Consider the following 22473-nt stretch of genomic DNA (forward strand, 5'->3'; position numbering starts at 1 on the left):
GAGCGTTGGACTGCACACCCGAGCGGGTCAGCCGGCCGCCATGTCCGCCTGACCCGCGGGTCACCCGGTGTTCACCCGACGGGCGGTCTCCCGCCCGTCCCGTATGCGTGTGACGGTGCCCAGCGAGGTCACATGATCTGTGCGTCCGGTCCGAAGCGGCTGCGGACCGCTGTCTGTACCTCGTCCTCCTCGGCCGGGTCGGCGGCGAGGCGGCGGAGTCGTTCGACGACCCGGGCATCGCCGGTCTCGGCGTGCCGGGCGGCGATCTCCCGGGTGGTCTCCTCGCAGTCCCACAGGCACTCGACGGCGAAGCCGGTGGCGAAGGAGGGATCGGTGGCGGCCAGGGCGCGGGCGGCGCGGCCGCGGAGATGGGAGGAGGCCGTCTCCCGGTAGATGTGGCGCAGGACGGGGGCCGCACAGGCGATGCCGAGGCGTCCGGTGCCGTCCACCAGGGTCCACAGGGTGGGCGCGTCGGGGCCTTCACCCCGTACGGCCTCGCGCAGGGCGCCGAGGACGAGATCGCTGTCCTGGGCTCCGCCGCGGCAGGCGAGCATGCGTCCGGCGGCGGCGCCGAGTGCGTCGGGGCGCTGGGCCCAGCGGCGCGCGCGGTCCACGGCGGCGATGCTGCGCATCCGTTCGAAGGCGTCGACCGCGGCCTCCACGACGACTGTCGCTGCGTCGGCGACGGCGGCCTCGATCAGGTCGAGGGCGTCGGGGTCGTTGCTGTCGGCCAGGTAGCGCAACGCCGTGCAGCGGGCGCCGTCGATGCCGTTCCGCGCGGCCTGAAGGATCTCCGGCCGGTCCTCGGGGCCGGCCACGGCGACCAGGCAGCGGGCGGCCGGGACATGCAGCGCGGCACCGCGCTCGATGCCCTGCTGGGCCCACTCGAAGACGGCTCGCACGCTCCACCCGGGGCGGGGCCCGGTGGGTCGCATCTGGCGCTGCCAGCGGTCGAAACAGCCGGCCTCCTGGGCGGCACGCACGCGTGTGGCGATCGATTCGCGCGGATCCTCGGCCCACAGCCGCCAGGGCCTCGGCTCGAAGGCGTCGCGCACGGCGGCGGCCAGCTCGGCCTCGCCCTCGGGGTCGGTGGAGAAGCGGGCCAGGACCGGGGCGGCGAGGGCGCGCAGGCCCGCGTCGTCGTCCCTGAGGGCCAGCTCGTCCAGGGCCCAGGCCCAGCTGGACCCGTGGGCGGCGTACCTGCGCAGCAGTTCGAGCGCGTCCCGCCTGCCGTAGGAGGCGAGGTGCCCGAGCACCGCCAGGGCCAGGCCGGTGCGGGACTCGTCGGTGTCGAGGACGTCCTCGCGGTCGAAGAGGTGCGCCTCGATGGCGTCCAGCTCGCCGTTCAGGTCGAGGTAGAGCCGGGCGTAGTAAAGGGAGCGGTTCTCCACCTGCCAGTCGTGACGGGGGTCCCGCAGCACACAGTGGTTCAGAGCCGCGAGCGCCTCGGCTCGCGGGGCGGTGAGCGCGTGCAGCGTGCCGTCGCCACGGCCGCGCTGGAGCAGGCCGAGCAGCGTACCGCTGGGCGCTATGACCGGATCGAACATGGGAAACAGCCTCACATCAAGCGTCGACGCAACCGGGAAACACGCACTACCTGGCCGCGTGACACAACGTCGGAGCGCCCGCCGTCTCTTGCTTGCTGTAGACCATTTCTCTCTGCCTCTCGTCGGTGGCCCATGCGGACCGCATCACGGTCCGCGCGGTGCGGCAACACCTGCCCAGCCATCGCGTCCGTGAATCACGTCGTCATGATGACCCGCGGTGTGTGCTGCCGCGACCGTATTTCCGGCGGCCCTTTACCGCCTCCCCCGTTTTCTGTGTTGTACCTGGTCAGGACGTCCGCATCAGTGTGCGCCGAACAGTTCCAGGAGTTCCGTCTTACCGAACATGCGTGCCGTTTCCACAGCCGAGGGAGTACCCGCGGCGGGATTGGCGCCGCCCTTCAACAGGGCCCTGATCACTTCCGTCTCACCCTTGAAGACGGCCCCAGCGAGCGGGGTCTGGCCTCGGTCATTGATCCGGTCCGCGTCCGCGCCCCGGGCGAGCAGGGCGCGCACCGCGTCGGCGTGACCGTGGTAGGCGGCGAGCATCACGAGGGAGTCGCCGCGGTCGTTGGTGAGGTTGGCCGGAACGCCCTTGTCGACGTAGGCCACCAGCTCCTCGGCCCGCCCCTGCCGGGCCAGATCGAAGATCTTGGTCGCCAGCTCCACGACCTCGGGGTCGGGGGCTTCACTCATCGGCCGGACCGCCTCTCTTACAACCGTTCAGGTGAATCGCAAGGGTACTGGCTCGCGCCGCACATGACCCGAAGTGCCCGAGGTAAAGATCACTGCAGACCCCGCCGGACGCAAGCGCCCTGCTCAACCGGCCCATGACGGCTCCGCCACCCGGGGGAAATCAACAATATTTCACCCAGTTGCACCTTTTATCGTATAGATACATCCTGTGATCCTGGAAGTACTCATGGTGACTGTCCCCTCTCGACACCAGGAGACCTCAAATGATCCTCTCCCTGTCAGGCGTGCTCCTGCTCGGCATCATCGTCTTCCTCTTCTTCAGGAAGGACGGGCTCAAGGGTTCGCACGCCGCCGTCTCGGCCCTGTTCGGCTTCTACCTGTCGAGCACGGCCATCGCCCCCAGCATCAAGGCCGGCGGCGAGAGCCTGGCGAGCCTCCTCGGCGGCATCAAGTTCTGACGCCCCACCTCCCGCCCGTACGCACCAACAGGAGACAGCAGTGGCCCGGCGCCCTCTCCCCCGCATTCTGAGCAAAGACAGCGCACAGATCGCCCGGATGCAGATCGCCCGGAGCCGGGAGCTGGCCCGGACGGCGGCCGACAGCGCCACCGACGTCCTCCACCCGCTGATCACCATCTCTCGCGGGCTGCGCCGGCTGGCCTCGGCCGGGCGGCGCAGGTGGGCCGAGACACCCAAGGACAAGCGTGGGCCGCTGCTGTTCCTGGCGGCCTCCGTGGTCCTGTTCGTGGCGATGGTGCCGTACGGACCGCTGCTCGCCGCCATCACCCTGATGGCGGCGGCGGCCTGGCAGGGCCGCGACCGCACCCCGCCGGCCCCCGAAGGTCCGGACGAGTCCCAGACCGAACGGCTCCAGTCCCTGTACGAGGCACTGGTGCCCTACTTCTCCACCACCGAGGACCCGGCGCCGCTGTACGCGCACGGCGGGGAGTGGGAGAAGGCCTTCGACGCACACGAGTTCGACGACGGCGGGCGCTTCGGTCATCTCGTGATCCGCTACCCCGCCTACTTCCCGGACGGCGAGCCCGCAGCCCGCGCGCGGATCGAGCAACTGCTCACCGCGAAGGCCGGGCGGGGCCGTGAGTACCACTTCGAGTGGGACGAGGAGGGCAACCGGCTGACGGTGACCGTCCTCGCCCCGCTGCCCACCGACATCGCCGCCCAGCGCTTCGTCACCGCGCCGGGCGAGACCGTGCTCGGGTTCACCGATCCGAGCGAGGTCCAGCGGACGCTTCCCCTCTCCTACGGAGAGGAACAGCGCGACGTCCCGCCGGTCGTCTGGCGCACCGGCGTCCGCTCGACGGAGCCGCACCTGCTGGCCATGGGCCACCCCGGCAGCGGCACCTCGACCCTGCTGCGCTCGATCGCCCTGCAGGCGCTCCAGCACGGCGACGTACTGATCGTCGACGGCGGCGGCACCGGCGAGTACGCCTGTCTGATCGGACGGGACGGCGTGCTGGCCGTGGAATGCGCGCCGGCCGGGGCGCTGGCCAGCCTGGAGTGGGCCGCGCAGGAGACCGAGCGGCGGCTCATCGCCATCAACCGTGCCCGGCAGGCGGGCGACGCGCCGCCCGAGGACACCCGACGCCCGCTGTGGATCCTGCTGGACCGGCCGAGCGTCTTCACCCACCTCATGGCGGCGGACGGCCGCAAGGATCCGCAGGCCCTCCTCCAGATGCCGTTGCGGCACGGCCGCGCGGCGAACGTGACCGTGGCCGTGGCCGAACAGTTCGACGGGGTGGATGCGTTGAGCGAGGGGGTACGGCAGCACACACGCGCGCGTGTCGTGCTGGGGCCTGCGACGCCTGAGCAGGTGGAGGCGGTGCTGGGGGTGCGGGCGCGCACGACGACGCCGGCGCAGGTGCCGCCGGGGCGGGGGCATGCGCGGCTCGGGTCGGGGCCGGTGCATCGGCTTCAGGTGCCGTCGACTCCCGACCCTTACGACGACGCGACCACCGATGCCGACCGGCAGGCGGTGCTGGAGTTGCTGCCGCCGCGGACGACTCCTGCCGAGTCCGTACCTGAGACGGAACCGCTGGCTGCGGAGGCAATGGCCGCCGAGAGTTCGTAGGCGACCGTCAGCTGCGGTTGGGCGGGGGCAGGCCCGCTCACCCGCGCCGGCCGGGCACCGCTGTGCCCACCCTCTCCCGTCGCCCCAGCGGCACGACTGCCCGCAGCTACGCAGGTGTCTACAGCGGCCCCGGAGCCGACGGAGCTGCACCTCCCGAGGAGCGCGGGGCACAGCGCGACCAGCCACCACGCGCCCGCAGCCGAACTCGGAGCGACCGACTCACCTACGCCACGAACGTACGGGGCGCCTCGGCGCCACCGGTCGCCCCCGTCTCCACCAGACGCGCCGCCGCCGCAAGGCGCGCAGCCGCCTCCTCCGCCACCGCTCCGCCGACCGTGAACGGGAGGCGGAGGTAGCCCTCGAATGCGCCGTCGACGCCGAAGCGCGGGCCGGAGGGGACGCGGACGCCGACCCGCTCCCCCGCTTCGGCGAGCCGCGAGCCCGAGAGGCCACCCGCCCGGACCCACAGGGTCAGACCGCCCTGGGGGATCTCGAACTCCCAGTCGGGCAGTTCGCGGCGCACCGCGGCCACCAGGGCGTCCCGGTTCTCGCGGGCCTGGCTCCGCCGCAGGGCGACGGCCTGTTCCCAACCGCCCGTGCTGAACAGCCAGTTCACGGCCAGCTGCTCCAGCACAGGGGTGCCGAGGTCGGCGTACGCGCGTGCCGCGACCAGGCTGCGGATCACGTCCGGGGCGGCACGCACCCAGCCGATGCGCATGCCGGCCCAGAACGCCTTGCTGGCCGAGCCGACCGTGACGACGGTGGAGCCCGCCGGGTCGAAGCTGCAGACGGGGCGCGGCATCGCGCCCTCGCCGAACGAGTCGTCGAGCCACAGCTCGGTCATCGTCTCGTCGGCCACGAGGACGGTCCCGGCCGAACGGGCCGCGTCCACCAGGCGGCGCCGCTGGTTCTCATCGGCGAGGGCGCCCGTCGGGTTGTGGAAGTCGGCGACGACGTAGGCGAGCCGGGGCGCGGCCTCGCGCAGGACCTGGCGCCAGCGGTCCACGTCCCAGCCGGTCAGCCCCTCGGCCATGGCGACGGGCACGAGTCGCGCGCCCGCCTCCCGCATCAACTGGAGGATGTTGGCGTAGGACGGCGACTCGACGGCGATGCGTTCACCGCGGCCCGCGAAGAGATGACAGATCGCGTCGATGGCGCCCATCGCGCCGGTCGTCACCATGATCTGCTCGGGCATGGTGGGGATCCCGCGCGCGGTGTAGCGCTCGGCGATCATCGCGCGCAGGGCGGGCAGTCCGGCCGGGTAGTCGCCGTGTGTGTGGGCGTACGGCGGCAGTTCCTCCAGCGCCCCCTGCACGGCACGGGTGAGCCACGGCTCCGGGGCCGGCAGTGAGGCGCAGCCCAGGTCGATCACTGAGCCGAGGGCCTCCGGGGGCAGCGGCTCGAGTCCGCGCGCGGGAAGCGGATTGCCCGCCGGTACGGCGGTCCAGCTGCCGGCGCCGCGCCGGGACTCCAGGAAACCCTCGGTGCGCAGGGCCTCGTAGGCGGCCGCGACCGTCGTACGGCTGACGGAGAGGGACAGGGCCAGTTCGCGCTCGGCGGGGAGCCGGGCGGCCACGGGCACGCGGCCCTCGAGCACGAGGAGCCGGATGCCGTCGGCGAGGGCGCGGTAGGCGGGCGGCCGGCGCGTGCCGGGGCCTGCCGGGCGGTCCTGCTGGGAGGTGAGCAGCCGGGCGAGCTGCGCGGCCCCCACCGCTGAGGTCCACTGCGCCATGACGATCAGTCCACCTTCCCCGAATTGGCCATGGATGGGTTTTCATCCCAAGCCACAGAGTGACATGCATCAGGCCACCGCCACCACCCAGGGGGGTATTTCGTGTCCACTCCCAGTCGTCCCCGTCGTCTCGGACCCAGTCGTCTCGGACCCAGTCGTCTCGGACCCAGTCGTCTCGGATCCAGTCGTCTCGGATCCAGTCGTTCCGGATCCAGTCGTCCCGGCCGACGTCTGTTCATGCTGTACGCGGGGCTCGCGCTGTACGGCGCGAGCTCCGCGCTCCTGGTGAAGGCGGGTCTCGGGCTCGAGCCCTGGAACGTCCTGCACCAGGGGCTCGCCGAACTCACCGGGCTCAGCATGGGGCTGGTCCTGACGATCTTGGGGGCGGCCGTCCTGCTGCTGTGGATCCCGCTGCGGCAGCGTCCCGGGCTCGGCACCGTCTCCAACGTCCTGGTGATCGGTTTCGCCATGGACGCCACCCTGGCCGCGCTCCCGGACGTGCACTCCCTTGCGGTCCGGGTGCCCCTTCTCCTCGCGGGCGTCCTGCTCAACGGCATGGCGACCGGCCTCTACATCTCCGCCGACTTCGGGCCGGGCCCGCGCGACGGCCTGATGACCGGGCTGAACCGGCGCACGGGCCGCTCCATCCGGCTGATCCGCACCGTCGTGGAGGTCACCGTCGTCGCGACCGGCTTCGCCCTCGGCGGCACCGTCGGCATCGGCACCGTCCTGTACGCGCTGTCCATCGGCCCGCTCGCCCAGTTCTTCCTGCGCGTCTTCGCCGCCCCTTCGGCACCGGGGCGCAGCACAATCGTTGCCACCGGGCAACCGGAAGGGGCGATACTGCGTCCGTGACCACCGCGATACGCCACCCCTATCTCGACCACCCGGGCCCCATCGCCTTCGCCCACCGCGGCGGGGCGGCCGACGGGCTGGAGAACACCGTGGCGCAGTTCCGGCGCGCGGTCGACCTGGGCTACCGGTACATCGAGACCGACGTCCACACGACGGCGGACGGCAAGCTCGTCGCCTTCCACGACGGCACGCTCGACCGGGTCACCGACGGCGCGGGCCGCATCGCCGACCTGCCGTGGCAGGACGTGTCCCACGCGCGCGTCGGAGGACGGGAACCCGTACCGCTCTTCGAGGAACTGCTGGAGACCTTCCCCGAGGTCCGCTGGAACGTGGATCTCAAGGCGGAGCCGGCGCTGCGGCCCTTCCTGGAGCTGATCGAGCGCACGAACGCCTGGGACCGGGTCTGCGTGGGCTCCTTCTCCGAGGCGCGGGTGCTGCGGGCGCAGCGGCTGGCCGGGCCGCGCCTGGCCACCTCGTTCGGCACGCGCGGAGTGCTCAGTCTGCGGCTGCGCTCCTGGGGGCTGCCCGCCTCGGTGCGCCGTTCCGCGGTCGCCGCGCAGGTTCCGGAGGCCCAGTCGGGCGTCCCGGTGGTCGACGAGCGCTTCGTCCGCGCCGCCCACGCGCTCGGGCTGCAGGTGCACGTGTGGACGATCAACGAACCGGAGCGGATGCACCGGCTCCTGGACCTCGGTGTCGATGGCATCATGACCGATCACATCGACACGTTGCGCAAGGTCATGGAGGACCGCGGCGTCTGGGTCTGAGCACCCGGGGCGACCGGGCCGCGCCTTCGCACGGCACTTCTGCGGGGAAGCGAGGGCACGGGTGGGCACCGAGACCGTGCGGACACAGGCGGCCGACGAGGCCGCGGGGCTGCGGCGCGAGCAGCGTGGCTGGTACTTCTACGACTGGGCGTGCTCGGTCTATTCGACGACCGTCCTGACCGTCTTCCTCGGCCCGTACCTCACCGCGGTGGCCGAGAAGGCCGCCGACGCCGACGGCTATGTGCATCCGCTGGGGATACCGGTCCGGGCGGGCTCCTTCTTCGCCTACTCGGTGTCCCTGTCGGTGATCGTGGCCGTCGTCCTGATGCCCCTGGTGGGCGCGGCGGCGGACCGCACGGGCCGGAAGAAACCCCTGCTCGGGGCGGCCGCGTACACGGGGGCGGCCGCGACGACGGGCATGTTCTTCCTCGACGGCGACCGCTATCTGCTCGGCGGGGTGCTCCTCATCGTGGCGAACGCCGCGCAGTCCGTGGGGATGATGCTCTACAACTCCTACCTGCCGCAGATCGCCCCGCCCGAGGAGCGCGACGCCATCTCCTCCCGGGGCTGGGCCTTCGGCTACGCGGCGGGCTCCCTGGTCCTCGTGGCCAACCTCGTCCTGTACTCGGCGCACGACTCCTTCGGCCTCTCCGAGACGGCCGCGGTCCGCGTCTGCCTGGCCTCGGCCGGACTGTGGTGGGGCGCCTTCACGCTCGTACCGCTCAGCAGGCTGCGCGACCGGCACGCGCGCGTGGAGCGTGCGACGGCCCCCGGGCTGCGGCAGCTCACGGCGACCGTCCGGGACATGCGCAGGCATCCGCTGACGCTCGCCTTCCTGCTGGCGTACCTCATCTACAACGACGGCATCCAGACGGTGATCTCCCAGGCCTCGGTCTACGGCTCCGAGGAGCTGGGACTCGGGCAGTCGACGCTCATCGGCGCGGTGCTGCTGGTGCAGGTGCTGGCCGTGGCGGGTGCGCTGGGGATGGGGCGACTGGCCCGGGCCTACGGGGCGAAGCGGACGATCCTCGGTTCGCTGGTGGCCTGGACGGTCACGTTGGGGGCCGGCTACTTCCTGCCCGCCGGGGCACCGGTGTGGTTCTTCGTGCTGGCGTCCGGAATCGGACTGGTCCTCGGCGGCAGCCAGGCGCTGTCCCGGTCGCTGTTCTCGCATCTGGTGCCGCCGGGCAAGGAGGCCGAGTACTTCTCCGCGTACGAGATGAGCGACCGCGGGATGAGCTGGCTCGGCCCGCTGCTGTTCGGGGTGACCTACCAGCTGACCGGTAGCTATCGCTCCGCGATCATCTCGCTGGTGGCCTTCTTCGTCATCGGTTTCGTCCTGCTCGCGAGGGTTCCGGTGCGGCGGGCGATCGGCGAGGCAGGCAACCCGGTTCCGGAAAGGATCTAGGAACGATTTAGCGCTCGACGCGAAAGGGCGGTAGTGTACGCGTTTGGCCTGCCAGGCGTACCGTTACTGCGCGTCAAAGATGCCGAAACGCTGGGTGACATCTGCTAGCAGATGTGACAAACCGGGCGCCTGTGGGTAGAACAAGGGGCGGCTACGACGGCGACGCATGACCCGGAACGGGACTCGGAACGGGAATCTTTACCGCCGACCGGACGTTGACCGGATGACGACGACAGCGACACCTGTCCTGTGGGCGACAAGCCCGGGAGGCACGATTCATGAGTGAGCGAGCTCTTCGCGGTACGCGCCTCGTAGTGACCAGCTACGAGACGGACCGCGGTATCGACCTGGCTCCGCGCCAGGCCGTGGAGTACGCATGTGAGAAGGGGCACCGCTTCGAGATGCCCTTCTCGGTCGAGGCGGAGATCCCGCCGGAGTGGGAGTGCAAGGTCTGTGGGGCCCCGGCACTCCTGGTGGACGGCGACGGCCCTGAGGAAAAGAAGGCCAAGCCCGCGCGTACCCATTGGGACATGCTGATGGAGCGGCGCACCCGTGAGGAGCTCGAAGAGGTCCTCGAGGAGCGCCTGGCGGTTCTGCGCTCGGGGGCGATGAACATCGCCGTTCACCCGCGAGACAGCCGCAAGAGCGCGTAACGCGAGACACGCGAGAAACCGCGGGCGCCGTACGTGAAGACGTACGGCGCCCGCGGTTTCGTGCTGCCCGAAGACACCTGCGTGCGGTGCAGCCCGGAGACGACCTCACGGCCGAGCTCTCGGCTCAGCCGCACGGCCGAGCCTCACTCAGCGGGTCAGGGGCGGCCACTGCTCCCCCGGCTCCCGGCTGGTGTCCTGCCTGATCACCTCGCCCTGCACCACCTTGCCGTCGGGGCGGTGGATGCGGACCTGCTGGAAGGCGTCGCCCAGGGTGCCTGGGGCGGCCTTGCGCAGGCTCCGGTCGAGGGTGCGCTCCGCGAAGCGGCTCACGGCCTTCTGGACGGGCGGGAGCAGCAGGAGCAGGCCGGCCGCGTCGGAGATCAGGCCCGGGATCATCAGCAGCAGGCCGCCGAGCATCATCAGGCCGTTGCCGCCGCCGCGCGTCGGCGACCCGCCACGCTGCAGCGCCTCGTTGAGGTTCTGGAAGGCGCGCCGCCCCGCCCGCTTGATGACCACGGAGCCGGCGGCGAAGCCCGCCACCAGGAGCAGGAACACGGTGGGACCGCCCGCCGCGCCGGCGACCTGCGTCAGCAGCCAGATCTCCAGCACCAGCCACACGGCGATCCCCAGCGGCAGATACCTGCGCAGCCGGGAGCGCCGGGGCCGGGCGGTGGACGGAGAGGTGGGAACGCCAGTCGTCATGCTCCCAGTGTGCCTGGACGCGGCTCAGTGCGGGATAAGGGGACGATCAGCCGCAGCTGCGGAGCCGCGGACAGGCCCTAGGCCTGCTTGTCCTTGCCCGTGAGCTTGCCGACGCGCTCGCCGACGCCCCAGGCGGTGACCCGCCACAGCGCCTCCACGACGATGTCCCGGCTCATCTTGGAGTCGCCGAGTTCCCGCTCCACGAAGGTGATGGGAACCTCGACGACGTGGTAGCCGGCCTTGACCGCGCGCCGGGCCAGGTCGACCTGGAAGCAGTACCCCTGCGAGGCGACCTTGTCGAGTCCGAGCCCTTCGAGGGTCTCGCGGCGGAACGCACGGTAGCCGCCGGTCACGTCACGGATCGGCACGTCGAGCATGAGGCGCGAGTAGGTGCTGCCACCGCGCGAGAGGAACTCCCTGGACTTGGGCCAGTTCACCACCCGGCCGCCGGGCACCCAGCGCGAGCCGAGCACCAGGTCGGCACCCTTGAGGGCGGTGAGCAGCCGGGGCAGTTCCTCGGGCTGGTGGGAGCCGTCGGCGTCCATCTCGACCAGCACGCCGTACCCGTGCTCCAGGCCCCAGCGGAAGCCCGCGAGGTAGGCGGCGCCCAGGCCCTCCTTGCCCTTGCGGTGCAGCACCTGGACGTGGTCGTCCTCGGCGGCCAGCTCGTCGGCCAGCTTGCCCGTGCCGTCGGGGCTGTTGTCGTCCGCCACCAGGACGTGCGCCTCGGGGACGGCCTTGCGTACCCGGCCGACGATGGTCTTGATGTTCTCCGCCTCGTTGTAGGTCGGGATGATCACCAAGGCCGTGCCGAGCGGACCGAACTGCCTCCCCTGGGCCTTGGCCGCGAGGGTCCCGTCGCCGTCGTTCACTGCTGCCCCTTCATGTCGTACGCAGGCGTCCACCATAGTGGCCGCGGCCTGGGATGACGTGCCCTCTCGTTCGTACGCTGGTGTCGATTCCACAAGAGTGGGGTAAGAGCATACTTTTCGGCACCTGCGTGCCGCGACGGATGGGGGCCCGGCGCCCTTCGGGCCGACCTGGGCCCCGCTGGCTGCGGGACGACCGAAAGCCGTTGTCTACTGAGCGCCCGGGCCCCACCCGGGTCACACCTTGCCGACCGGCCGGAACGTTCCCTCGTCGGCGCGGGCGCTGAGCCTGGCTCCCAGTGACGGTGCCCCGGTGCGGCACACCGTCCCTGACCCAGCGGCGCTGCGACGAGTGCGCGAACACTCCCCGGTCGGGCGTCCGGTGGTGGACTCGGCCGAACCTACCGGCCCCCGGCCGTCGACTGTCAACAACCGTCTGACCTGCACTGTTACCCACCCGACCGTGGTGAACCCAGAGGATTCGCAGGTCGGGCGACGCCGTGGCGGGGAACGATCACCACCGCGCCACCCCGGGAGATCACTCGCCCGGCCGTACGAACACCGTCCGTCCGCCCACGACGGTGCGCAGGCAGACCGGCAGGTCACGGCCCGGTGTGAGGTCGGGCAGGCCGGGGGTGCCGGAGCGCGGGTCGGTGGACCAGCGGGCCACGCGGTCGTCGGGAGCCTGGACGATCAGTTCGTCGGTTCGCCATACGGCGTAGTCGGCGGGCGCGCCGGGCACCAGGACGCCCGCGTCGTCGCGGCCGATGGCCCGCCAGCCGCCGCGCGTGTGTGCGGTGAACGCGGCGCGTACGGAGACCCGGTGCTCCGGGGTCCGGTGGAACGCGGCGGCACGGACCGTGCCCCAGGGGTCGAGCGGGGTGACCGGGCTGTCGGAGCCGAACGCGAGCGGCACACCGGCGCGCAGCAGGGCGGCGAACGGGTTGAGGGTGCGGGCCCGCTCGGCGCCGAGGCGGTGGGCGTACATGCCGTCCTCCCCGCCCCACAGGGCGTCGAAGGCGGGCTGGACCGAGGCGATCAGGCCCAGCTCGGCGAAGGCGGCGACGGTCTCGGGGGTGAGCATCTCGGCGTGCTCGACGCGGTGCCGGGCGGCGCGGACGCGGGCGAGGCCGACCTTCTCGGCGGCTGCGCGCATGCCCTCCACGACCGCGTCGACGGCGGCGTCGCCGATGGCGTGGAAGCCCGCCTGCAGCCCGGCCTCGGTGCAGGCGACGACATGGGCGGCGACCGCGTCGGCGTCCAGGTAGGCGGTGCCGGTGTGGGCCGCGTCGCTGTAGGGCTGGTGCACGCAGGCGGTGTGCGAGCCGAGGGCGCCGTCCACGAAGAGGTCGCCTGCGGCGCCGTGGGCGCCCAGTGCGCGGGCCTTCGCCACGCCTTCATCGCCCTGTTCCGCCCAGTAGCCGATGACGCGCGGCCCCGGCACCTGGGCGGCGAGCTCGAGCAGGTCCGTGAAGTCGTCCTCGGAGGAGATCTTCGGGCCGCCGCACTCGTGCACGGAGCCGATACCGAGGGAGGCGGCGTGGGCGAGGGCGGTGCGCTGGGCCTCGGCGCGCTGGGCGGGGGTGATGGCGGCGAGGGCGGCTTCGCGCACGGCGTGGTGGTCGTCGGCGGTCAGCGGGCCGTCCACCGGGCCGAGACCGGGCACGAGGTCGAGCAGTGCCGAGGTGACGACCGCCGAGTGGACGTCGATGCGGGAGAGGTACAGCGGGCGGCCACCGGTGACCGCGTCGAGTTCCGCGCGCGTCGGCGGGCGGCCGCCGGGCCAGCGGGCGGCGTCCCAGCCGTGGCCGAGCAGGACCCGGTCGTCGGGGCGGGCCGCGGCGAAGTCGCGGACGAGTGCGAGGGCCGCCTCCAGGGACGGGGCGTCGGACAGGTCCAGGCCGGTCAGGGCGAGACCGGTGGCGGTGGTGTGCACATGGGCGTCGGTGAACGCCGGGGTGACCAGGGCGCCGTCGAGGTCGACCACCTCGTCCACGCCGTCGGCGAAGGCGTCGGCGGCGCCCTCGGAACCGACCCAGGCGACCTGGCCGCGCTCCACCACCATCGCGGTGGCGAAGGGGTCGGCGGGGCTGTGGACCTCCCCGCGGCGCAGGAGGACGGTCTTGGGGTCGGCGGGCTGCTCGCTCATGCCCCACAGTCTCTCGCGTGCACGGGAGACCGGGGGCACCGGGGCGGCCGGTTCAGATCTTCGGGGGACGCGCTTCGTAGGGGGTGGACAGCACGACGGTGGTGCGGGTGGAGACGCCGGCCAGGGTGCGGACCCGGGCGAGCAGTTCCTCCAGTTCGTGCGGGGTGGCCACGCGCACCTTGAGGATGTAGTTCTCGTCGCCGGCGACGCTGTGGCAGGCCTCGATCTCGGGGACGCCGGCGAGGCGGTCCGAGATGTCGTCGGGGGCGCTGGGGTCGAAGGGTTTCACCGAGATGAACGCCGTCATGGGCAGCCCGACGGCCTCGGGGTCGACCACCGCGGCATAGCCGCGGATGACACCACGCTGTTCGAGCCGGCGCACCCGCTGGTGCACCGCCGATGTGGACAGGCCCGTGGCCTTGCCCAGGTCGGTGTAGCTCATCCGCCCGTCCTTGACGAGCAGCTGCACGATCTGACGGTCCAGCTCCTCCATGGCGCCAAAACCTACAGTGCGGTTGATCTCCTCGGATAGCTCAGCAACGCAGGTCACACCCGCTCCGGCACAAAAAGGACCGCACCGGGCACCTGCGCGCGGCATGTGACGAACGCCACAGCACTCGAACGGGCTCCGTGATGTTCTCGTGATTACCGCCGAGAGCGGACGGGAAGTGCTTGCTGTGGTCGAGGCCGCAGCGCCTTCACGGCCCAGCCTTAGGGGGAGAAACCCATGCAGAGTCTCAAGCGCCCTGGTCGTTCCGCGTCCAAGCGACAGCAGCCGGTGGTCGAGCCCGAGCCGGAGGGCGTCGAACCCGACGCCCTCGAGGCCGAGGAGCTCGACGCCTACGACACCTTCGAGATGTACCGGGTGATCTGCCCGGACTGCGCCCAGCCGATCGCGCTCCTGGCGGACGAGGAGATCCTCCCGGAGCACGCGCTGTGCGCCTCGCCGTGGAACCCGTTCGGGCTCACGGTCTGCGCGGGCACGGGCCGTGAGGCGGCCGACGCCCGTCCCGCGGACGAGTCCTACGAGCCGCAGGAGCAGGACACGGCCCTGCTGCTCACGCTCCCCCAGGGTCTGAACTGGCGGACGCAGCCCTTCTCGCACGTCGGCGGCCCGGGCTCGCGCCCGATGCGCGTACCGGAGATGCGTCGCCAGGCCGCCTGAGTCCCCGCGGACCGGCCCGGCTCAATCCCAGTAGCTGCCCTGCACCATGGCGCGCAGACTGCCGTGGTGCAGGATCAGCGTGTCCGGGTCCGCCGGGACGGCGACCTCTCCGAAGTACGCCTGGCGGTAGGCGACGCGCAGCATGACGATCGCGTGCCGCAGCGCCGCGTAGAGGGTGTAGAACTCCATGTCCCGCGGGGTGTGGCCGGTCAGTCCGGTGTAGCGGGCCTCGACGCGGTCGCGGCGCAGGAAGTCGGGCAGTCCGCGCTGTCCGGAGGCGACCGTGAGGTCGTGGAAGAAGCGGTGCAGGTAGACGGTCCACCCGAGGTCCACCTCGCGCGGGGCGGGGGCCGCCATCTCCCAGTCGAGGACGGCAACGGGCTCGAAGCCGTCGTAGACGACGTTCCCAATCCGTGCGTCGCCCCAGTTGAGGACGGGTGTGCCGGGCTCGCGCGGCCACAGCTGCTCCAGCCGGTCGAACGCGGCCTCGATCAGGGGCGAGCGGGCGAGCCCGTCGACCACCCAGGAGTAGTAGGCCCGTTGGGCCGTCACATGCCGCCGCAGGGCCTCGCCTTCGCCCGGCAGGGCGAGGAAATCAGCTTCGTCCAAAGGGACTTGGTCGTGCAGCCGGGCGAGCAGAGCGACGGTGGCGGCCTCCAGGTGCTCGCGCTCCGCGTCGCCCGCCGCGTGCAGCCAACTCCCCTCGTACGTGTACGGCATGACATCCGGCGGCACCCGTCCGGCCACCCGTTCCATGACGAAGAACGGCGCCCCGAGCGGCTCCGGGTCCTCCTCCAGCCACAGCACCCGGGGCACCGGAACGTCGGTGCGGTCGGCCACGAGTCGCAGGGTGCGGTACTGGCGGGCCATGTCGTACTCCGGGAAGACGGTGTACGCCGCCGGGTCCGCCGCGAGCCGCAACGCGCAGGAACGCAGGGGTGGTCGGGGGTGCTCGATGTCGAACAGCAGGGTCTCGCTGGACATCCCGTTGGAGGCCGGAACGGTGACGCCGACGGCTTTGGCCCCGGGCAGCCGGGTGCCGAGCCAGGCCGTGAGGCGCCGGGTGAGGTCCTCGGGGTCGCGGGTGCTGGTGCGCGGACGCGGTGCCGTGGCCATCTCGTCCTCCCTCAGGGCGCGACCGAGTCGAAGCCCGTGAAGCCGCTCGGGTCGTGCCGGCCGAACGAACCGTGCTCGAAGATGCCGTAGCCCGTCCGTCCGTCCATCCGGAAGCGGGCGGAGTGGTCGGTGACGCCGTAGGCGGCGAGGGGGTGCGGCGGCGCCATGTCGTAGGTACGACGGTCGACCCATCCCCTGCCCTGCCAGGTTCCGTGCTGCCAGTCGTCCGCCGGCGGATAGCCCGCGCCTACCGCCAGCGGCGAGGAGGCCAGGATCTCCGCCTCCAGCTCCAGCGGTTTGCGCGGGTCGCCGAGGTGGATGACCGCGCGCTCGGGGTGGCGGGTGCCCGAGCGGTAGGTGATCTCGGTCTGGGGCCAGCCCAGTTGGCGGTCGCGGTGGCCGGGGCGGAGCAGGGAGGCGTCGTTCAGGGAGCGGTGGCCGTCGGCGTCCTCCTGGGTGATGACCATCAGGAAGCGGTCCTCGAAGCGGACCGGGCACCAGATCCAGTGGAAGCCCTCGGTCGGGTGGTCCTCGGCGAGCCGTCCGCCCTCCTCCCCCGGCACCGGCCGCACACCCCAGCTGCGGTCCCGGGTGCCGGTCCAGCCCTCCGAGGAGACCTCGAACTCCGCGCCGCCCGCCCTGATCACGCCCGTCACCGTGCCCGCCTGGACGAATCTGCGCCCCTCCAGGGTCAGCCGGTCGCCGCGGCGCTGGAGGTGGTGGGGTTCCCACAGGGCCGGGAAGGCCGCGGTCCAGGTGAGGTCGTACGACAGTTCGTCCTCGCAGACCAGGCGCAGCCGCCTCAGCGGTTCCTGGACCTCGATGCGCAGCGGGCCGACGGCGAGCCGCATCCGGTCCTCGCCGAGCGCGTCCGAGGCACGGACGGCGTGCAGGGTGTCCCCGGTGCGGAGGGTCGCGTAGGCGTCGATCACGCCCAGGTTGGGGTAGACGCCGAGGCCGAGGATGAGCAGGGCGCGGCCGGTGTGGTCGAAGACGTGGAAGATGCAGCGGTCGTAGGCGTTCCGGTCCCCCGTCGCCACGTGCTTCATGGACAGCGGCACCTGGTGGACGGGGTACTCGTCGAGCGGTACGGGACGGTCGTCGGCCACGGACACCCCCTGGGAGACGGTCCGCTGACGGTACGTCAGATACTTAGCCGAGGCCAGAGCCGGAACCGGACGCCCGTGAACTCGCGCTCGATTCCGCCCGGCCGTGACCTGCCCGGTGTCCGTCGCGTTCCCCAGGCATGACCGTCACGTACTGGGCCACCGGGCGTCAGCGCCGCGTCTTCGTGCCCCGTCCTGCAGAATCGGTTCCGCCACCCGCGCCGCAGGACCCCCCCATCTATCGCGACCTGATGCGCGCCTGGGAGGACCGGGGCCGCACCCTGCCGGGCCGCCACGACCCGGAGTGGGTCAGACTGGCGGCCCCGACGGTCCGCAGCGGGCAGTTCAGCGGCCCTCCGACCCTGCCACGTGACGGGCGATGACCATCCGCTGGATCTGGTTGGTGCCCTCGACGATCTGCAGGACCTTGGCCTCGCGCATGTAGCGCTCGGCCGGGAAGTCGGCGGTGTAGCCGTAGCCGCCGAGGATCTGCACGGCGTCCGTGGTGACCTTCATCGCCGTGTCGGTGCAGTGCAGCTTGGCCATGGCCGCCTGCTTGGCGAACGGCTTGCCCGCGTCGCGCAGCCGGGCGGCCGCGAGGTACAGCGCGCGGCCGGCCTCGATCTGGGTCGCCATGTCGGCGATCATGAAGCGCAGACCCTGGAAGTCGGCGATGGGGCGGCCGAACTGCCGGCGCTCGGTGGCGTAGCCGACCGCCTCGTCCAGCGCGGCCTGGGCCACGCCGATGGCGCAGGCCGCGATGCCGAGCCGCCCCGAGTCGAGCGCGGACAGGGCGATCGAGAAGCCCTGACCCTCCTCCCCGATGCGCCGGTCGCCGGAGACCCGCACACCGTCGAAGTGGACCTGGGCGGTCGGGCTGCCCTTCATGCCCATCTTCTTCTCGGGCACCGCGCCACTCAGCCCCTCGGCGTCGCCCGGCACCAGGAAGGCGCTGATCCCGCGCGAGCCGTCCTCGCCGGTGCGAGCCATCACGGTGTAGAAGTCGGCGATCCCGCCGTGCGTGATCCAGGCCTTGGTGCCGGTGATCACCCAGTCGTCGCCGTCCCGGACGGCCTTGGTGCGCAGGGAGGCCGCGTCCGAACCGGAGGACGGCTCGGAGAGGCAGTAGGCGCCGAGCAGGCCGCCGCCGAGCATCGCGGGCAGGTGCTCGACCTGCTGCTGCTTGGTGCCGTAGGCGGCGAGGGCGTAGGAGGCGAGCGTGTGCACGCTGACGCCGAGGCCGACGGTGAGGCGGGCCGCGGCCAGCTCCTCCAGGACCTGGAGGTAGACCTCGTAGGGCTGGTCACCGCCTCCGTACTCGGAGTCGTACGGCAGGCCCAGCAGGCCCGATTCCGAGAGCAGGGTGAAGACCTCGCGCGGGAAGCGTCCGGCGTCCTCCTCCTCGGCCGCCTTCGGCGCGATCTCACGCTGCGCGATCTCACGGACGAGCGCGAGCAGATCCCTCGCCTCTTCCGTGGGCAGTTGACGCTCCACCGGCTGCGGGTCGCGGTCGGACATGGCGTCGGTCTCCTCCCTGTTCGGGCACATCAGCGGATGCGCCGTGGGTGGGGCGGCTCCGCCTGGTCGTTCCGGTTCGCCGAAGGCGCCCGCTCCCGGGTCTCGGAAGCGGCTGACCAGCGGCTCTGTGCCGTGAGTATGCCCGATCAGCGGCCTCCCGTCACCAGTTAACGACCGCTTACTTCAAGAATCCAATCGGAACTCTCCGCACCCCTGATATTGGTCCGAACCATTGACGCAGTGGTCTAGTCCTCCTACTGTGCATGACCAACGCTTTACCGCGTTCATGCCAATCGGCGCGCGTTCCCCTCTCCCCCACGAGGAGCCACCCGATGCACACTCCCCACCGCCACCGCCACCGCACCCGGTTCCGGGCGCTGGTCGCCGCCGCCTGTTCCGCCGCCCTCGGAGCCGGTCTGCTGGCCGGGGCGGGCACCGCCACCGCGGCCGCACCGGTCGCTGTCCAGCTGAAGGCCGGCTCCAAGGTCGTCGGCTACTTCACCGAATGGGGCACCTACGACCGCAAGTACTACGTCAAGAACATCGAGACCTCCGGCTCCGCGGCCAAGCTGACCCACATCAACTACGCGTTCGGCAACGTCACCGGCGGCAAGTGCGCCATGGGAGACTCCTACGCGGCCACCGACCGCGCCTACACCGCCGCCGAGTCCGTGGACGGCGTCGCCGACACCTGGGACCAGCCGCTGCGCGGCAACTTCAACCAGCTGCTGAAGCTGAAGAAGAAGCACCCAGGCCTGAAGGTCCTGTGGTCCTTCGGCGGCTGGACCTGGTCCAGCGGCTTCGGCGAGGCAGCGAAGAACCCGGCCGCCTTCGCCCAGTCCTGCTACGACCTGGTGAAGAACTCCAAGTGGGCGGGCGTCTTCGACGGCATCGACATCGACTGGGAGTACCCGAACGCCTGCGGCAACACGTGCGACACCAGCGGCCGGGAGGCCTTCAAGAACGTCATGGCCGCCCTGCGGTCGAAGTTCGGCTCCGGCAGCCTGGTCACCGCGGCGATCACCGCCGACGCCACCAGCGGCGGCAAGATCGACGCGGCGAACTACGCGGGCGCGTCCCAGTACGTCGACTGGTACAACCCGATGACGTACGACTACTTCGGCGCCTGGGACTCGACCGGCCCGACCGCCCCGCACTCCCCGCTGAACTCCTACTCGGGCATCCCGAAGGCGAACTACTACACCTCGGCGACCATCGCGAAGCTGAAGGGCCTCGGCATCCCCGCCGCCAAGCTGCTGCTCGGCATCGGTTTCTACGGGCGCGGCTGGACCGGGGTCACGCAGGCGGCGCCGGGCGGCACGGCGACGGGCCCGGCGGCGGGGACGTACGAGCAGGGCATCGACGACTACAAGGTGCTCAAGAGCAAGTGTCCCGCGACCGGCACGGTGGGCGGCACGGCCTACGCCAAGTGCGGCAACAACTGGTGGAGTTACGACACCCCGGCGACCATCGGCACGAAGATGACGTACAAGAACCAGCAGGGCCTCGGCGGCACCTTCTTCTGGGAGCTGAGCGGCGACACCGCGAACGGTGAGCTGATCAAGGCGATCAACTAGCCCCGGAGCAGGGGGGCCTGGAGCGGAGGACCACGAGCCTCCGCTCCTCGCCGTCAGGCGCCGCGGCGGGCCGGGGGCGGGGCCGGGTAGGACGGGTCCAGTTCCTCCACGGCGCGCAGGGATCCGCCGAGCGTCTTCACCAGCAGGTCGCGCATGGTGTCGCGGGAGAGTGCGGGGCGGTCGATCCAGTCGAGGGTGGCCCCCTCGACGCTGCACACCCAGGAGAGCAGGCCCATGCGGGCGAGCGGGGCGATGTCGCTGCGGCCGTACGCGCCTTCGGCGATGGTGTCGATGATCGCCTCGCGCACACCGTCCCGGATGGCGTGCACCTCGGTGTCGAAGCCGACCCCGCCGCTGACGATGGTGCGGTAGGCGGCCTGGTGGTGCTCGGCGAAGCGAAGGTAGCTGTCGACGGTGCGGTGGACGCGGTCCACGGCGGGCAGTTCCAGGCCGCTCGCGGCGAAGGTGACCAGGTCGGCGACGGAGTCCTGGATGATCGCCAGGTAGTACCCGCGCTTGGACTGGAAGTAGTAGTAGATCAGCCCCTTGGCGACATGCGCCTGCCGGGCGATGTCGTCCATGGACAGCGCGTCGTAGGACGTGTCGGCGAACAGCTTCCGCCCGATGGCGATGAGTTCGGCGCGACGCGCCACAGAGCGCTCGGTGCCGCGCGCCCGGGGACGGACGGCGGCACGCTGTTGACGCATATTCAATTTCGACCCTGGTCTAGGCGGTCGGCGGGACATCCGCAGTATGTCAGAACATGCCGATCGCGTAAGGAGCCGGGTCAGAGCAGGCCGAGTTGGGTCACCAGCATCGCGATCACCGCGACCAGCACCCAGCCCATGACGTGCTCGAGGATCTTCGGGCCGTCTTCCTGGGGGCCGCCGGTGCGGACGCGGGTGGCGGTGGCCTGCTGTGCGGTCATGGTTTCTCGCAGAGTTCGGACGTACGGAGTGGAATCCCCCCACCCATTTGTCCACCTTGCCACCCGCGACGGCGTTTGCGGCGGAGACGTTGCTCACATGGGCCGGGTCAGCAGACCCCCACCGCCTCGAGCGCCTTGCGCTGGCGCGGGTTCGGGTGGGCCGGGAAGTAGAGGTAGCAGACCCCTCCGGTGCCCGAGACGACCTTGCCGGAGGCGTTGTACCGCTTGGTCCTCAGCCAGATGTTCTCGAACTCGCGCCGCAGGTAGACCCGCCGTACCGCCGCGTCGTCGGCCGAGGCCGGGTCATTGGCGATCACATCGCCGTCCGCGGTGAAGCCGATCACCGTCATCAGGTGACCCGAGGTGCCGTACCCGGCTCCGGTCAGCTCGGTCTTCAGGAAGGACTGGGACGTTATGGCCGGGACACCGGCCTCGATCAACGTCTCCAGTTCGGTGAGCGAGGCGAGCCGGGTGACCACGCCCTGGAGGTCCTTGAACGTGGCCGCGTAGGCGGCGTTGAAGGGCCAGTTGCCGCACCCTTGGTACTGGTAGTCGTAGGTGAAGCGGGCCGCGTGGTCCACCTGCGGGTCGGCGTAGGACGGGTCGACCCAGGACAGCTGCTCGGAGGTGAGCCGGCCGCCCCAGTACTCGACGATCATCTGCGAGGAGGTGGGGCTGCACCAGGCCTCGCCGCCGTTGTCGTACTCCGGGTACTGACCCTTGTGGATCTCCTGCGAGTAGCGCGGGACACCCAGTTCCCCGGCGAGCCCGGGAGTGGAGGCCGGCACGGTGAAGCGGTCGGGGATGTCGGAGCCCATGGCGCCCAGCCGCCAGACGGTCGGGGTGAGCCGGGTGTCCGGCCGGCGGTAGAGGGTCAGGCGCAGCCGGTACGAGGCCAGCCGCAGGCCGGTGCTCGTGTCGTCGATGGCGAAGGTGTCGGTCCAGATCGTGCTCTTGCCGTCCTTCTGGCCGTCCACCGAGGTCCGCTTGATGTCCTGGTCCCCGGACGCCCAGCGGCCCATCACGTACCAGGGCGTGTCGGTGCCGTCGGAGTACGTGCCCCGCAGCTCGACCTGGAGCCAGGTGCCGTCGGGGGTGTGCGCGTTCCAGGAGGCGACGACCTCCGTCGCGGGCACGGCGAGCCGGTGGACCGGGGAGGTCCAGGTCGCGAACTCCCACCCGGCGGTGGTGCCGGTGTGCGGGTCGGTGTAGTCGGTGCGGCCGGCGGCGGTGCCGATCTCGACGCCGGGGCGAAGGCCGGAGACTGCGCGGACACCCTCGGCGGTGCCGCAGCGCCAGTCGTGGTAGGTGGTCCAGGCGTGGTAGTCGATGGGACGGGCCGACGGCAACTGGGCGGGGTCGTCCGCGTCGGCGGCGGGCGCCTTCGCGGTGGCGGCTGCCGCGGGTACGGTCCCGGAGGCGACCGCGGCGACCACGGCGGCGGTGAGGACGGTGCGGCGGGACGGCTGCTGGGTTCTGCTCATGGGCTCGGTTACCCCCAAGTATCCGAGTCGTTCCTGGTCCGGTGTGGTTGTGCGCCAACTATGGAGGAGACGGCATGCCCCTGCCAGCACTTCCGTGCATGGCGCGCCACCAATATTGG

General features: G+C 71.5%; 21 protein-coding genes. 8 read left to right on the forward strand and 13 right to left on the reverse strand.

Annotation, left to right across the window (positions count from 1 at the left end; all coding sequences use genetic code 11):
• Nucleotides 1-128: 128 nt before the first annotated feature.
• Complete coding sequence (locus tag ACIF83_RS41810; protein WP_398141624.1) at nucleotides 129-1547, reverse strand: HEAT repeat domain-containing protein; 1419 nt, start codon at nucleotides 1545-1547, stop codon at nucleotides 129-131.
• Between the two features lie 300 nt (nucleotides 1548-1847).
• Nucleotides 1848-2240 (reverse strand): ankyrin repeat domain-containing protein, encoded by a 393-nt coding sequence (locus ACIF83_RS41815; protein WP_399735400.1) that lies wholly within the window; start codon nucleotides 2238-2240, stop codon nucleotides 1848-1850.
• A 263-nt stretch (nucleotides 2241-2503) separates the two neighbouring features.
• Here ACIF83_RS41815 and ACIF83_RS41820 point away from each other — a divergent pair, with 263 nt between their 5' ends.
• Nucleotides 2504-2698, forward strand: coding sequence for a hypothetical protein (locus ACIF83_RS41820; protein WP_094220804.1), 195 nt, complete (start codon nucleotides 2504-2506; stop codon nucleotides 2696-2698).
• A gap of 40 nt (nucleotides 2699-2738) precedes the next feature.
• A complete protein-coding gene (locus ACIF83_RS41825) occupies nucleotides 2739-4328 on the forward strand; it encodes a hypothetical protein (RefSeq protein WP_399735403.1) in 1590 nt (529 codons plus the stop codon).
• Between the two features lie 223 nt (nucleotides 4329-4551).
• On the opposite strand, the gene ACIF83_RS41830 is transcribed toward ACIF83_RS41825, so the two are convergent.
• Nucleotides 4552-6060: a PLP-dependent aminotransferase family protein gene (locus ACIF83_RS41830; RefSeq protein ID WP_398141626.1), complete on the reverse strand. Its 1509-nt coding sequence runs from the start codon at nucleotides 6058-6060 to the stop codon at nucleotides 4552-4554.
• Between the two features lie 237 nt (nucleotides 6061-6297).
• Between ACIF83_RS41830 and ACIF83_RS41835 the strand changes: the two genes are divergently transcribed.
• The 4 genes from ACIF83_RS41835 to ACIF83_RS41850 all read left to right on the forward strand — a co-directional run bounded on the left by ACIF83_RS41835 (nucleotide 6298) and on the right by ACIF83_RS41850 (nucleotide 9740).
• Nucleotides 6298-6915: a YitT family protein gene (locus ACIF83_RS41835; protein WP_393475494.1), complete on the forward strand. Its 618-nt coding sequence runs from the start codon at nucleotides 6298-6300 to the stop codon at nucleotides 6913-6915.
• Nucleotides 6912-7679 (forward strand): glycerophosphodiester phosphodiesterase, encoded by a 768-nt coding sequence (locus tag ACIF83_RS41840; protein WP_393475497.1) that lies wholly within the window; start codon nucleotides 6912-6914, stop codon nucleotides 7677-7679. The genes ACIF83_RS41835 and ACIF83_RS41840 overlap by 4 nt, the downstream gene beginning before the upstream one ends.
• Nucleotides 7680-7740: 61 nt before the next feature.
• Nucleotides 7741-9087, forward strand: coding sequence for an MFS transporter (locus tag ACIF83_RS41845; RefSeq protein WP_393475499.1), 1347 nt, complete (start codon nucleotides 7741-7743; stop codon nucleotides 9085-9087).
• Nucleotides 9088-9365: 278 nt separating this feature from the next.
• Nucleotides 9366-9740 (forward strand): RNA polymerase-binding protein RbpA, encoded by a 375-nt coding sequence (locus tag ACIF83_RS41850; protein WP_009187548.1) that lies wholly within the window; start codon nucleotides 9366-9368, stop codon nucleotides 9738-9740.
• 147 nt (nucleotides 9741-9887) lie between these two features.
• On the opposite strand, the gene fxsA is transcribed toward ACIF83_RS41850, so the two are convergent.
• From fxsA to ACIF83_RS41870, 4 genes are all read right to left on the reverse strand, one after another.
• On the reverse strand, nucleotides 9888-10442 hold the full coding sequence (gene fxsA / locus ACIF83_RS41855; RefSeq protein WP_399735410.1) for an FxsA family membrane protein: 555 nt from the start codon (nucleotides 10440-10442) through the stop codon (nucleotides 9888-9890).
• A 77-nt stretch (nucleotides 10443-10519) separates the two neighbouring features.
• The gene (locus tag ACIF83_RS41860) at nucleotides 10520-11314 is read right to left on the reverse strand and encodes a polyprenol monophosphomannose synthase (RefSeq protein ID WP_393475504.1); all 795 of its coding nucleotides are present in this window, start codon (nucleotides 11312-11314) and stop codon (nucleotides 10520-10522) included.
• A 535-nt stretch (nucleotides 11315-11849) separates the two neighbouring features.
• The gene (locus ACIF83_RS41865; protein ID WP_393475507.1) at nucleotides 11850-13460 is read right to left on the reverse strand and encodes an amidohydrolase; all 1611 of its coding nucleotides are present in this window, start codon (nucleotides 13458-13460) and stop codon (nucleotides 11850-11852) included.
• Between the two features lie 52 nt (nucleotides 13461-13512).
• The gene (locus ACIF83_RS41870) at nucleotides 13513-13953 is read right to left on the reverse strand and encodes an Lrp/AsnC family transcriptional regulator (protein WP_094220813.1); all 441 of its coding nucleotides are present in this window, start codon (nucleotides 13951-13953) and stop codon (nucleotides 13513-13515) included.
• A gap of 234 nt (nucleotides 13954-14187) precedes the next feature.
• On the opposite strand from ACIF83_RS41870, the gene ACIF83_RS41875 reads away from it, so the two are divergent.
• Nucleotides 14188-14625 (forward strand): hypothetical protein, encoded by a 438-nt coding sequence (locus ACIF83_RS41875; RefSeq protein WP_393475510.1) that lies wholly within the window; start codon nucleotides 14188-14190, stop codon nucleotides 14623-14625.
• A gap of 21 nt (nucleotides 14626-14646) precedes the next feature.
• On the opposite strand, the gene ACIF83_RS41880 is transcribed toward ACIF83_RS41875, so the two are convergent.
• The 3 genes from ACIF83_RS41880 to ACIF83_RS41890 all read right to left on the reverse strand — a co-directional run bounded on the left by ACIF83_RS41880 (nucleotide 14647) and on the right by ACIF83_RS41890 (nucleotide 18365).
• Nucleotides 14647-15741, reverse strand: a complete 1095-nt coding sequence (locus ACIF83_RS41880) for a phosphotransferase family protein (protein WP_393475513.1) — start codon at nucleotides 15739-15741, stop codon at nucleotides 14647-14649.
• Between the two features lie 11 nt (nucleotides 15742-15752).
• A complete protein-coding gene (locus tag ACIF83_RS41885) occupies nucleotides 15753-16850 on the reverse strand; it encodes a hypothetical protein (protein ID WP_399735415.1) in 1098 nt (365 codons plus the stop codon).
• Nucleotides 16851-17192: 342 nt separating this feature from the next.
• On the reverse strand, nucleotides 17193-18365 hold the full coding sequence (locus tag ACIF83_RS41890; RefSeq protein WP_393475518.1) for an acyl-CoA dehydrogenase family protein: 1173 nt from the start codon (nucleotides 18363-18365) through the stop codon (nucleotides 17193-17195).
• A 332-nt stretch (nucleotides 18366-18697) separates the two neighbouring features.
• Here ACIF83_RS41890 and ACIF83_RS41895 point away from each other — a divergent pair, with 332 nt between their 5' ends.
• Nucleotides 18698-19942, forward strand: coding sequence for a glycoside hydrolase family 18 protein (locus ACIF83_RS41895; RefSeq protein WP_399735419.1), 1245 nt, complete (start codon nucleotides 18698-18700; stop codon nucleotides 19940-19942).
• Between the two features lie 53 nt (nucleotides 19943-19995).
• Here ACIF83_RS41895 and ACIF83_RS41900 read toward each other — a convergent pair whose 3' ends face one another.
• From ACIF83_RS41900 to ACIF83_RS41910, 3 genes are all read right to left on the reverse strand, one after another.
• Nucleotides 19996-20655 carry a TetR/AcrR family transcriptional regulator gene (locus ACIF83_RS41900; protein ID WP_398141806.1) on the reverse strand — a complete coding sequence of 220 codons (660 nt, stop codon included), beginning with the start codon at nucleotides 20653-20655 and terminating at the stop codon, nucleotides 19996-19998.
• 74 nt (nucleotides 20656-20729) lie between these two features.
• Nucleotides 20730-20870 carry an SCO1431 family membrane protein gene (locus ACIF83_RS41905; protein ID WP_386574949.1) on the reverse strand — a complete coding sequence of 47 codons (141 nt, stop codon included), beginning with the start codon at nucleotides 20868-20870 and terminating at the stop codon, nucleotides 20730-20732.
• A 107-nt stretch (nucleotides 20871-20977) separates the two neighbouring features.
• Nucleotides 20978-22354 carry a peptidase C39 family protein gene (locus ACIF83_RS41910; RefSeq protein ID WP_399735423.1) on the reverse strand — a complete coding sequence of 459 codons (1377 nt, stop codon included), beginning with the start codon at nucleotides 22352-22354 and terminating at the stop codon, nucleotides 20978-20980.
• Nucleotides 22355-22473: the final 119 nt, after the last annotated feature.

This window comes from Streptomyces sp. NPDC085866, from assembly GCF_044541035.1.
GTDB lineage: Bacteria > Actinomycetota > Actinomycetes > Streptomycetales > Streptomycetaceae > Streptomyces.